Source organism: Pseudoalteromonas sp. CH_XMU1449-3, assembly GCF_037027245.1.
Taxonomy (GTDB): Bacteria; Pseudomonadota; Gammaproteobacteria; order Enterobacterales; family Alteromonadaceae; genus Pseudoalteromonas; species Pseudoalteromonas shioyasakiensis.
Map to the genome: position 1 here is coordinate 45,365 of NZ_JAYMDY010000007.1, position 11,523 is coordinate 56,887.

Below are 11,523 nucleotides of genomic sequence, written 5' to 3' on the forward strand. Positions count from 1 at the left end.
ATGAAACAGTTAATCTTACTTTGCTTACTTATATTCGCGTTACCTACTTTCGCAGAAGAGATTGAAGTCGGTAATAAACTTTACTTATACCTACCAGGCGAAGCTGAATTTAGCGAACCGTTTGAAGTTGATAAAGAAGGTGCTATTACCTTACCAGAGCTAGGTCGTTTTAAAGTAGCAGGCTTACAGCTAGATGATGTGCAAAGCCAGCTACGCACAGCATTAAGTGAAATGTATGTGGCGATGGATGACTTTTATGTCGAAATTCATTCACGAGATATTTTTATCAATGTTATGGGCTATGTGAACGACCCATCACAAGTAAGTATTCCTAAAGATGGCAACATTCAAATGGTCATCGCCCGTGCAGGCGGCTTAAAACCAGGCGCTCAATTAGACCGTTTACAAATTCGCCGTGGCACCGAGATGATTGAGTTTAACTATAAAGCATACTTAGATTCAGGCAACATTGACTTATTACCAGCATTACAAAGCTCTGACACTGTCTTTGTGCCAGTGTCTCCGCTGTTAGGTAACGTACAAATTGACTTTGATGCACAAACCTTAAGTGCATCAGGTGATGCAAGTGATAACAGTGCTATTACTTTGCTTGGCGAGGTGCACAATCCTGGTAGCTTTTCATTTAAAGAAAACATGAGTGTACTCGATGCGCTAATGCGTGCTGAGGGTGTAACCCGCTATGCAGATGTAACCAAAATTCGCGTTATCGTCGATAAAACCCCAGTCGTGTTCGATTTAAAAGCGTATTTAGATAAACCTAATAACGACACTATGCCTGAGCTAAAAGCGGGTTCTACTATTTATGTGCCTATCATGGTTGATGATGTAAATACCACTTCAAGAACAGTTTATATCATGGGCGAAGTACAAAAGCCGGGCGCTTATGAAGCAGGCGAAAGCACCAGCTTTTTAGATATTCTGGCTAATGCAGGTGGCCCAACCCGTTTTGCTGAAACTCGTCAGATTAAAATCTTAACTCCAGCAGGCGAAAGCATCTTATTTGACTTACAAGGTTACAGCGAAGGAATAGTCACAGTAAAAGTGCCAAGCCTTAACCCAGGCGATGTGATTTTTGTACCAGAGAAAACCGATCAAAACGAAAAAAGCTGGTTAAAAGTACCGCCAAAACGTGCCATCAAAATTATTGGTGCCATTTTATCTCCGGGCCGTTATGAGTGGAGCCCTGAAATGGACTTTACTGATTTACTTGCGCATGCCGGTGGCCCAACTAAGGGTGCCAATATCAATGATATTAAAATTGTAAGAAACGGTGATGTGACCAAACGTTTCGATTTAGAGCAATACACTATTAATGATTCGGGCAAATATGAACTGCCAAATTTAATGGCTGGCGACACCATTATTGTTGAAGAGTTACCGGTTGACCCTGCAGACAATAAATCTCAATGGATCCGTCAAGAATCAAGCAAGTCTATTTACATTATGGGGCAGGTGGGCTCACCAGGTCGCTATGCATTTAATACTAATATGCACTTTATCGACATTTTAGCCGCTGCTGATGGCCCTACAGATAACGCTGACTTACGCAATATTCGTATTACTCATCGTAACGGAAATGCAGCAAGAGTCAGTAAATTAAACCTTGCACTGTATTTTGAAACCGGTGATGAAACCTTATTTCCACATGTTTTACCGGGCGATACCATCTATATCCCAGAAAAAGATAAAGACTGGTTACGTACGCCAAAAGAGCAAGTAGTTCGCATCATGGGTGCTGTTGAAAAGCCAGGTCGTTACAGCTTTGATGACACCATGACGGTACTTGACGTATTAGCAGAAGCGGGCGGCCCATCAAGCTCAGCGCTTATCGACAAAATCGTGGTGGTAAATCATTCATGTTGTAAAGAACAGTCTCGTGTATTTGATTTAGAAGAATTCGTTAAAAACCCTAACTCAGCGTATATCCCTGTGTTACGTGCTGGCGATACTTTATATGTACCAGACAAAGGCCAAGATTTAATGAGCCAGTTTAAATCAAACTTCTTAGACTTTATTACTGTTGTAGCTTTAGTGGTGGGCTTATGAAACTAATACCAGCGCAATACCAAGAACTTGAAGCCGTGTGTAACGAAATAGATAACAGTAAAGCCCGTTGCATCTGCTTTATTTCGTTAACCGGTAACGAAGGCTCTACATCACTTTGTGCTAGTGTTGCACAGCGCTTAAGTTTGCAAGCTGCCAAAGTGCTTATTATCGACTTAAATCCGTTAAATCCATTTAAGTTTGATGAGCCAAAAACCCCTGAGTCTTGGTGCTTCAGCGATATTTCGTGTCAGCTGAATATCATCAATACAGAGCAGGTAGACTTGCTCACCATGGCGCACCTTAAAGAGCTTGAATCGGTGAAAAATAAAAGCGTACTAAATGATGCAATAGAACGCATAAAACAAGAGTATGACTATATTTTTTTAGATATGAGCCCAGCTCTTAAATGTAATCGCGGCAATGTACCGCTGCATGCGCTTAGTTTATGTACCGAACTGACATTTTTAACGGTATCACTTGGTTATAACGACGAAGAAGCTCTATGTCACGGTATGGCAAATCTAGAACACGCTGGAGTTAATAACGTAAAAATTGTTGTCGCTCAGCATCAGTTTGCTCCATTGGGTAGCCGCATCGTGAAAACGCTCAAAGCGTTTCAACCAAAATGGCCTAAACTCACAGAGTACTTATTAAACAAAGTTATTAAACAGCGTTGGTTGTTTTTACCTTATTGAGAACCTGTATGGACTGCTTATACCAAAAATCATTTAGTTTAGACTGGCCTACAGTTAGTGAGATTCGTCATATTTTAAAACATGTTTTAACAGCGATTAGTGTTAAAAATCAAGATATTGATGCTGCAGGGTTAGTAGCAACCGAGTACCTAACTAATCTGTTACGCCATAGCCAAGAAACGTCAATGCATGTGCAGTTTGCTATGCATAAACTGCCCGATAAACAGCTTTTAATTGAATTTAAAGACAGCATGCCAAGCTATGATTTATTTAATCAACAAGCATCAGGGTGGCAATTAGACAGTGGCGAGTTAGTGGAAGGGGGCATGGGCGTTGCCCTCATCAAGCATTACTTTCCAAACGCTTGTTATAAAACTGTTGGCCAACAGAATACATTCTCTTTTTGTTTAACCAATATCGATAAGCGACCCACGCTTATCTACATAGACGATGATAAAGCACAACTTGCTTTGCTGAATGCTTATTTATCTGAGCATTTTCAGGTTATTTGCTGCGAAGACAGTGAATCGGGTTGGCAAGAAATTCTCACCTCTGGGGCAACAATTTTATTGCTCGATTATAAACTTAAAAATGGCACCAGTGAGCCATTACTTAAAAAGCTTAATCAATCCAACCTAAAAACTAATTTATCTGTGGTTATGCTGACAGGTGATGACAGTGAAGAACTTATAAAACGTATAAACCTGTTAGGGGTTGATGATTATTTAGTAAAACCCGTAAGCAAAACTCGCTTATTGCAAAGTATCGAGCGCATTGTGCATCGCTTTTCTGCATTAAAGTATTTAATTAATGAAGAGCGTATGCAAACAAGGCAAAAAATAGGGGGGTTTAATACCTATAATTTTGGCTCCATTATCAGCCAAAATGGAGGAGATTTTTGCATGTATCCCCACCAGCAACAAGCGCCCGTGATTATTGGCGATATGATGGGGCACGGTATAACAGCACTAAAAGAAAGTTTTGCCATAAAGGGCTTTTTAAGTGGCTGTTTAGCGACAGAAATCCCGATACAAAACGTTTTAACAACCTTGAACCAAGCCCTGTATGAACAGCGTTTATGTAAAACTAGTTTAGTCACTTTACTAATAAGTTTTATTGAAAATAACACACTTCATTGGTTTAACGCAGGTCATCCAGCCCCCTGTGTGATAACCAAAAATGGTAAATTGATCCAGCTAAGCGGCACTGATCCCTTACTGGGCCTTAGTGATGATCATGTTTATCAACATTATAGTTATGACTTGAATGACGTTGAACACATTTTATTATTCACCGATGGTTGGCTTGATAATCAGCAATTAAGTGATGTAGACCAAATTATTACTAAATTAACTGACGAAAATGTGCAAAGTGAAGAGTTTGCTTATGCACTTTGGCAGGCAAGCCAAGTTGAGTTAACTGCTGAAATAGACGATGCCTCGTTAATTGTGATCAATAAACACTAAAGTTTGAGTTTACAAACCGGTCAAATACGCACTAAGCTACTAATAAGGAACTGTTAAATAATCACTTTATCTCAGCATAAAACGATAATAAAGGAAGTCTGTAATGCCACCTAAAATACTCATTGTTGAAGATACAGAATCGCTAGCGCTGATGTACCAATCATATTTGATCCCAACCGGGGTCGAAACACGCATTGCCTACAATGGTGAGCAAGCCGTCGTTGCATTACAGGAGTTTGAGCCTGACTTAGTGATTTTAGATGTTATGCTGCCTGATATGAACGGGCTAGATATTTTATCCTCTTTAGACCCAGACTCAGCTCCACAAGTGATTGTTTTAACAGGGCATGCCACTAAAGAAATGGCAATAAAAGCCATCAAACTCGGGGCCAGTGACTTTCTAGAAAAACCAATCGAAGCCGATCGTTTTCGCATTACAGTAAACAACGCATTAAAACTTAAAGATTTAAAACAAACAGTCAAAAGCTATCAAACAACTTACGAGAACGGTAAATATTATGATTTGATTGGTAGCTCATCAGAAATGCAATCTGTTTACCAAATCATAAAATCAGCATCGGCAAGTAAAGCCACTGTGTTTATTACTGGTGAAAGCGGTACCGGTAAAGAACTTTGCGCCCGTGCGGTACATTTAGCGTCACCGCGTGCGAATAAACCCTTTGTAGCCCTTAACTGTGCAGCAATACCCAAAGATTTAATAGAAAGTGAAATATTCGGTCACTTAAAAGGCGCATTTACTGGCGCGATTGCCAATCGCGAAGGTGCCGCAGGACAAGCTGATGGTGGTACGTTGTTTTTAGATGAACTATGTGAAATGGACATCAATCTGCAAAGTAAACTACTGCGCTTTATACAAACCGGTTGTTACCAGCAAGTAGGCAGCGAAAAAGAAGTTAAAGTGGATGTACGCTTTGTATGCGCCACCAACCGCGACCCATTATTAGAAGTGCAAGAAGGCCGTTTTCGTGAAGACTTATATTATCGCCTTCATGTTATCCCTATTGCCTTACCGCCGTTGAATCAGCGTGGCAAAGATGTGATCGAAATTGCCGATGCATTATTTAAAAAAATAAGTAAAGAAGAAGGCCGTGCATACAAAGGCATGTCAGAAGGCGTTAAAAATCTATTTTTGAGCTATGGCTGGCCTGGTAATGTTCGCCAATTAGAAAATACCATACGTAACATTCTTGTTTTGCATGATGAAGCCTACATTGAAGCGAGTATGATCCCAGCATTACCAAATGCACAAAATCAATCACAACCAGCCGCAGCAACGGTTAATGCTGTAACCCCAGAGGTGATGCCGTCACAAAGTTTTGCAGCACCATCAATGGAAGCCGCTCCAGTCATCAGCGAAGTTGCAACAGCATTTTCTCAAGCCGATATTGAACCGCTTTGGCTGGTAGAAAAACGTTATATTGAGCAAGCCATTGATGCTTGTGATAACAATATACCTAAAGCTGCCGCTCTTTTGGATGTGAGTCCATCTACGATTTATCGTAAAATTAAAAGCTGGGAAGAGATGCAAGTAAGCTAGAGTTATAGACTCTATCTAGCTGCTTAAATTGCTCCTCTCCAGAAAAACGTTGTTTAATAAGTCTTTGTGCATTGCCTAGCATGTAACTTCTTTGATCTACACTCAACATAAGTACGTTGTTTAGCTGTTTATGCAAAGCATCGCTTGTACTTTCAGTCATCATTAACCCATTTGATAGGTGCTTTATTATCTGTGGTAACTGACCAACAGGCGATGCAATAACGAGTACCCCGTGTGCCATTGCTTCTAATGCCACCATAGGTAGACCTTCAGCACGAGAGCAGATCACCAATACATCAAGTTGTTGCCATATTTGTTGTTGCTCACACTGGCCATGATAACTCACCCCTGACATATCAAGCTCATTGACCATAGGGCCATCACCAAACATATGAAATTTTAAGTTAGGTGTGTTGAATCGTTTGGCTGTTTCAATAAAAATGTCAGGGCCTTTTTCATGGGATAAACGACCAACAAATCCAACGTTTAATTGATCATTATTTTTTAGACCTAAAACTTTAGTAGGCTCATTTACTTGAATAAAATTTTCAAGTAATTCAGCATTGTAAAGCTCTTCTGTGAGTTTGCTAGAAACAGCAAAGTTAAGTGAAAAGTAACTTAGCAATTTGTCGAGCTTATTGTAAAAATAAACCTTACCCGTGCCAGCTTCTCCAGCATGATAAGTTGAAATACAAGGGCGGTTTTGCCAGCGACACACTAACTTGCCCATGATACTTGCCTTGTACCCATGGGTATGGAGTAACGCTGAGCGAGGAAACATTTTTAGTATTTCGTTCAAGCTTTTTAAATTTCCGCCAGCAAAACCGAAAGTGATATTTGCATTTTCTAAGCGCTTATATAATTCACGGTTATTATGATCTTGATAAAATAGTACCGAGCTCATAATATTATATCGTTCTAATAGCTTACTCATGGCAATCAAATGGCTTTCGATGCCACCAATTAAGCTTGAATCTACGAATAAAATAACACTATATTTCATATTCACTCCAAGGTGAGACCATGATAGATACTGCGACCTTTACGCAATTACAACAGGATGTTGGTGACGACCTAGCAAAACAACTTTTGCAGGTATATATCACTGAGTCCCGCCAAATCGTTGCAGATCTTGCTGACGCAACGAAACAGTCCGAAATCGAAATAAATGCCCACAGTTTAAAAAGCAGTAGCCGTAGTTACGGGGCATTAGCCGTAGGCGGCCTTGCAGAACAAATTGAGCAAAAAGCGAAGACATCACAATATGACGATGAATTACAAAGCTTAATAGCCTTACTGCAAGACCAATTTGCACAAACGCTAACTCACGCGCAAAGTTTGATTGCTACTGACTAGTTGCTCAGCTTCTAGGCTTAACGGCATTTTTAATATTTCGCCAAATACATTACTTAGCTGCTCAATGTCGTGCTGCTGGTTTGGCGATTTAACAACATCGTCAAAGTGAGACACAATTTCACTAAGCGCATCTAAAGAGATACTCATGTCACAAAACCGGTAACCAAGCATGCCTTCGAGCCAATCAACCGGTTGCATATCGAGCGATTTAATTACGCTGGCTTCTTTGGCAATATTTTCGATAAATAATCGGCATGCTGATGTTTGTTGCACCGCTTTAGCTATGTCTTCAACTAACATGGCAGGCATTACACTGGTAATTAAACTTCCAGGGCCAATTATTAGCATATCGGCGCTTTCAATAGCTTGAACCACACCAGGAGCAGCATTCACATCTTGTGAGAGCGTTAAATAGTCTGGGAGCTCTTCTTGTGAATCAATATCGCATTCACCAAATACTTTGATGCCTGATGACATAACCGCTAGTAAATCAGTCGGTTCGTCTGACATAGGTAGAATCGTTTCTGAATTACCCAACATGGCATTGAACCATGCAACCGCTTGAGTTGCTGAGTTAGTTTGTTGGGTTAAGCTTAATAAGGCTAAATTACCAAGGCTGTGACCATTAAGTTCACCACCATCAAAACGGTGGTGAAAAACTTGATGGATTAATGAGTCACTATCAGCTAATTGCAAACAACAACGTCTAATATCACCAAGGGCTACTACATCTTGGCTTTTACGTAATTTACCTGTGCTTCCGCCGTTGTCTGTGGTTGCAACGATAGCTGTCAGTTCGGCGCAGTGAGGTCTAATTGCACTTAACATATGGGATAAACCGTGTCCGCCGCCTATGCATACTATTTTCATAACAGTCACCTTGGTTAAACTTGATTAATATTTAGTTAGCATGGGCCGTACCAAGTGTTCGGATTTATATAACACAATGAAATTTAAATAATTTATTTTGATATTTTTATGGCTAAACTGAGAACTGTTTTCTATATTTGCAATATGCGATGCAATATTAACTAGGAATGGCAATGGCAGAGTTAAACTTAGAGCAATTACAACTTGAGCTAACGGCATTTCATGGCATAAACGATAGCCGTGCATTAAAAGCTCAACTTGAAAAAGTGCTTCTGCCATATTTTTCGTTTAAAGAGTTTTGCTTAATAAACTTCGAAGATTCAAAAGCATCCCTCGAAATGCGTACTATTAAGTACATTGAATTTGACGAAACAATATTAAAGTCAAAGTTACAACAAGCGCAGTCACAGTGGTTATTTAATGAAGATAACTCACTGTTTTATAGTAATGAGTTCGTAAATAATCTAATTTTTCATGTTGATATCTCTGAACACACAACGCAGTGTTTGGTCTTTTTCGATATAAAAGAGCAGGCTAGTTTTAATGATAAATCACAAACCGCAATTAAAATCTTATTACAGCAAGTAGCGGTTCAATTAGCTGCGCAAACAAGGCTTAACAGGCAAAAGTTTCACTCAACCTCTTTACTAACAAGACTAGGCGAGTTATCTGAGTTATTCAGAGACTTCGCCAGCGAATGGTTTTGGCGTACTAATAAAGATGAGCACTTTATTAATGTTTTAACTACCGCCAGCCACAGTAACTTATACAAGCGCCATTTTTTACATAAAAATTTCGATGCCATCATCACTGAGCAGGAAAAAAATCAGTTAAAAAAATGGTCACACTTTAAACACTTGCTGGCAGATCATGCTGAATTTTTAGATTTTGAATTTGAAGTTAATTCGTCGCCTCCGGCCTGGGTCTCTTTGAGTGGTAAGCCACAATTTGATTCAAGCGGGAAATTTCGCGGTTATTTAGGTATTGCCAAAGATATCACTGTAAATAAAGACCGCGAGCAAGCACTACAATTAGCAAAAGAAAAAGCCGAAGAAGCAAACCAAGCAAAGTCTCAGTTTTTAACGGTGATGTCTCATGAGATCAGAACACCTATGAACGCCATTGTAGGCATGTTGGAGTTGTTAGCCGATTCAGAACTTAATGACAAGCAAACACGTTGGCTCGATTACGCAAACTCAAGCGCTGACTTATTACTTGATTTGATCAGTGATGTACTGGATTTTTCAAAAATTGAAAGTGGCTCGATGGAGCTTGATGTTAAAGCAACAGATATAAATGCGCTGGTTAAAAATATTACTGCACAGTTTCAAGAAACCACTCAAGGCTCTAATGTATTATTTACCACAGAGATAAGCGATGGCTTACCAAACAAAATTAATATCGATGGGGTTCGGGTCGGGCAAATTCTGTTTAATATTTTAGATAATGCCTTTAAGTTTACCAAAGTAGGCACTGTCAATTTCAGAGCCGATTTTAATGACACCCATTTGTTATTTGAGATAGCAGATACTGGTCAGGGGATCTCTCAATCTCAAATAGCCAGCATTTACGATGCCTTTAAACAGCATGATTACGGTGTAAATCGACAAGTAGAAGGGATTGGCCTTGGGCTTAGCATTACCAAAAGCCTAGTTGATTTAATGAAAGGCGAGATAAGAGTGGCAAGTGCAATCAATATTGGTACTAAGTTTAATATTTACATACCATACTCTATCGTCGCCGATGATCAGCAAGCTATTGAACATGAGCAAACTCTTGAGCCAATGGCTATTCTTGTTACAGAAGATAACAAAACCAACCAAGTACTTATAAAAACCTTTTTAGAAAAGCTCAATCACCATGTCACCCTTGCAGATAATGGCCAACAAGCAATTGATAAAGTACAACAGCAAAGCTTTGATTTAGTTTTGATGGATATGATGATGCCAGTGATGGATGGTATTACAGCAACTAAATACATGCGTGAAGAATTAAAAATGACTTTACCCATTGTCGCCTTAACAGCTAATGCATCTCATCAAGATAAAGCCACTTGCTTAGAAGCAGGGATGAACAAAGTGCTGACAAAACCCATTCGCTTTCATGATCTAAACCGCGCACTGCGTATTTTGTTTAGCCAATAAAAAAGCCCCAAATGGGGCTTTTAACAAAAAGTAACTCGACTCTACAACACCATTGCCGCAACCCAGCCAGCAACAAGTAGCGGAATATTAAAATGGATGAAAGTAGGCACCACTGAATCCCAAATATGGTCGTGTTGACCATCTGCATTTAGGCCAGATGTTGGGCCAAGTGTTGAGTCAGAGGCAGGGGAGCCTGCATCACCTAGCGCACCAGCAGTGCCAACCAGTGCAGCTGTGGCCATGACCGAAAAGTTTAATTCCATACAAAGTGGTACAAACAGGGTGGCTATAATTGGCACTGTCGAAAACGAGCTACCAATGCCCATGGTGATCAATAAGCCAACGAGTAAAATTAATGCTGCGGCAAGTGGCTTGTTACCCTCAATCATTCCTGCAGCAGAGCTAACTAATGAAGCAACATCACCCGTTGCTTTCATCACCGAAGCAAAGCCTTGCGCCGAAATCATAATAAAGCCAATCATCGCCATCATAGCAATGCCTTTGCTAAATACATCGCCGTTTTGCTCAAGTTTTACAACACCAAATAAGGTAAATATAGCTACCCCAACAAGACCACCTAGGATCATAGAGCCGCTAATATTTTGTGCCACTAATGAACAAAGTACGGCGGTAATTCCCACTGCTAACACCTTTTTAGGCTGCTCAATTACAACCTCTTGCTGTTGCTCTGTTAGGCTGTGAGACTCGTAACTACGGCGTTTTCGATAAGATATAAACACCGCAACCAATAAACCAAATAACATCCCAATGGCTGGAATGATCATTGCCATCGGCACTTGAGTATTAACAATTTCTAGGCCATTTTCAGTGAGGTTCTTGTGTAGTATCGAGTATAAGTAAATGCCACCAAAACCATAAGGTAGCACCATGTAAGAGGTGGCTAAGCCGAAGGTTAAGATACACGCAATGGCACGTCTATCAAGGCGTAACTTGTTAAACACCACAAGTAGAGGCGGAATTAGAATTGGTATAAAAGCGATATGTACGGGTATCAAATTTTGTGATGAAATCGCACACAGTAAAATAATACTTAATATAAGATAACTAAGCGTTGTTTCGCCTTTATGGCTATTCTCGTTCACTTGCTTTAGTAACTTAGACGCTAAAATACGTGTTAAACCTGACTTAGAAATAGCCACCGCAAATGCACCTAACATCGCATAGCTCAGTGCTATTTCAGCGCCGCCCGATAAGCCATCATTAAATGCATTAACGGTTTGTGATAAACCAAGGCCTGCGGTCAAACCCGCTACAATTGCGCTTACCGTCATCGCCACAATGACATTAATTCGACAAAGTGTCAGGATCAGCATCAACATAACGCCGACAATTACTGCATTCATATT

The 11,523-nt window shown here is 40.0% G+C and carries 9 protein-coding genes; 6 read left to right on the top strand and 3 right to left on the bottom strand.

Features of this window, described 5'->3' with window-relative positions:
• The 4 genes from WA256_RS10360 (at position 1) to WA256_RS10375 (ending at position 5,786) form a co-directional block, all read left to right on the top strand.
• Complete coding sequence (locus WA256_RS10360) at positions 1-2,067, top strand: SLBB domain-containing protein (protein ID WP_335991066.1); 2,067 nt, start codon at positions 1-3, stop codon at positions 2,065-2,067.
• The gene (locus WA256_RS10365; RefSeq protein WP_063527518.1) at positions 2,064-2,762 is read left to right on the top strand and encodes a cellulose synthase operon protein YhjQ/BcsQ; all 699 of its coding nucleotides are present in this window, start codon (positions 2,064-2,066) and stop codon (positions 2,760-2,762) included. Before WA256_RS10360 ends, WA256_RS10365 begins: the two co-directional genes overlap by 4 nt.
• 8 nt (positions 2,763-2,770) lie before the next feature.
• Complete coding sequence (locus WA256_RS10370) at positions 2,771-4,228, top strand: SpoIIE family protein phosphatase (RefSeq protein WP_335991070.1); 1,458 nt, start codon at positions 2,771-2,773, stop codon at positions 4,226-4,228.
• A gap of 103 nt (positions 4,229-4,331) precedes the next feature.
• The gene (locus WA256_RS10375; protein ID WP_335991073.1) at positions 4,332-5,786 is read left to right on the top strand and encodes a sigma-54-dependent transcriptional regulator; all 1,455 of its coding nucleotides are present in this window, start codon (positions 4,332-4,334) and stop codon (positions 5,784-5,786) included.
• On the opposite strand, the gene WA256_RS10380 is transcribed toward WA256_RS10375, so the two are convergent.
• On the bottom strand, positions 5,755-6,789 hold the full coding sequence (locus tag WA256_RS10380; protein ID WP_335991076.1) for a glycosyltransferase family 4 protein: 1,035 nt from the start codon (positions 6,787-6,789) through the stop codon (positions 5,755-5,757). The two genes, WA256_RS10375 and WA256_RS10380, sit on opposite strands and share 32 nt — an antisense overlap.
• 20 nt (positions 6,790-6,809) lie before the next feature.
• Between WA256_RS10380 and WA256_RS10385 the strand changes: the two genes are divergently transcribed.
• Positions 6,810-7,142, top strand: a complete 333-nt coding sequence (locus WA256_RS10385; protein WP_062564397.1) for an Hpt domain-containing protein — start codon at positions 6,810-6,812, stop codon at positions 7,140-7,142.
• Here WA256_RS10385 and WA256_RS10390 read toward each other — a convergent pair.
• A complete protein-coding gene (locus WA256_RS10390; RefSeq protein ID WP_063529898.1) occupies positions 7,107-8,012 on the bottom strand; it encodes a gluconeogenesis factor YvcK family protein in 906 nt (301 codons plus the stop codon). The genes WA256_RS10385 and WA256_RS10390 overlap by 36 nt on opposite strands.
• A 173-nt stretch (positions 8,013-8,185) precedes the next feature.
• Here WA256_RS10390 and WA256_RS10395 point away from each other — a divergent pair, with 173 nt between their 5' ends.
• Complete coding sequence (locus tag WA256_RS10395) at positions 8,186-10,156, top strand: response regulator (RefSeq protein WP_062564395.1); 1,971 nt, start codon at positions 8,186-8,188, stop codon at positions 10,154-10,156.
• Between the two features lie 41 nt (positions 10,157-10,197).
• On the opposite strand, the gene WA256_RS10400 is transcribed toward WA256_RS10395, so the two are convergent.
• A complete protein-coding gene (locus WA256_RS10400) occupies positions 10,198-11,520 on the bottom strand; it encodes a Na+/H+ antiporter family protein (protein WP_175081940.1) in 1,323 nt (440 codons plus the stop codon).
• Between the last annotated feature and the right edge of the window lie 3 nt (positions 11,521-11,523).